Source organism: Mesorhizobium sp. M1409 (genome assembly GCF_040317535.1).
In the GTDB taxonomy this organism is placed as follows: domain Bacteria; phylum Pseudomonadota; class Alphaproteobacteria; order Rhizobiales; family Rhizobiaceae; genus Mesorhizobium.
On the sequence record NZ_JAMYKV010000156.1, the window covers coordinates 1 to 701 of the forward strand.

Annotated in this window: 1 pseudogene; it reads left to right on the forward strand. The window is 65.0% G+C overall.

Features of this window, described 5'->3' with window-relative positions:
• Positions 1-33: 33 nt before the first annotated feature.
• Positions 34-701 (forward strand): annotated as a pseudogene (locus NKG99_RS35800) (IS4 family transposase); the annotation flags it as partial.

Here is a 701-nt window from a genome sequence, read left to right on the forward strand (position 1 = left end):
CATGTGCTCATCCGCGCTGTACGGGATCGGGCCTTGGGTACGCGGGGCGAGCGCCTGTTCAGCGCGATCGCCAAGACCCCGGAAACCGGCCGCATTGCCTTCGAACTGCAGGCCCGACCCGGCCGGCCGGCCCGCACCGTCGAACTGGCCGTTCGCTTCAGCGCGGTGAGCTTGCGCCAGCCCCGCCTTGGCGCCGACAGCCGCGATCCGCGCGAACTTATGCTCAACATGGTGGAAGTGCGTGAGATCGATCCACCCTCGGCCAAGGAAGCGGTGATCTGGCGGCTTCTAACCACACATTGCGTCAACACCCTGGCCGGCGCCATTGCTATCGTCGAGATGTATCGCTCGCGTTGGATCGTCGAACAGCTGTTCCGGACCGTGAAGTCGCAGGCCATCGATCTGGAGGAAAGCCTCATCGCCGATGGCGATGCACTCGAACGCCTGGCCGCCACCGCGTTGGTCGTCGCCACCAGGGTCATGCAACTCGTACACGGACGTGGTTCGCCGGGCCTCGACTTCCAGGCCGCACGCCTCTTCGATCCCATCGAGATCTCCGTCCTGGAAATGCTCATCGCCAAACTCGAAGGCAAGACCCAAAAGCAGAAGAACCCGCACCCCACGCACACGCTCGCCTGGGCCGCCTGGTGTATCGCCAGGCTCGGAGGCTGGAACGGCTACGAAAGCGAGCGCCCGCCAGG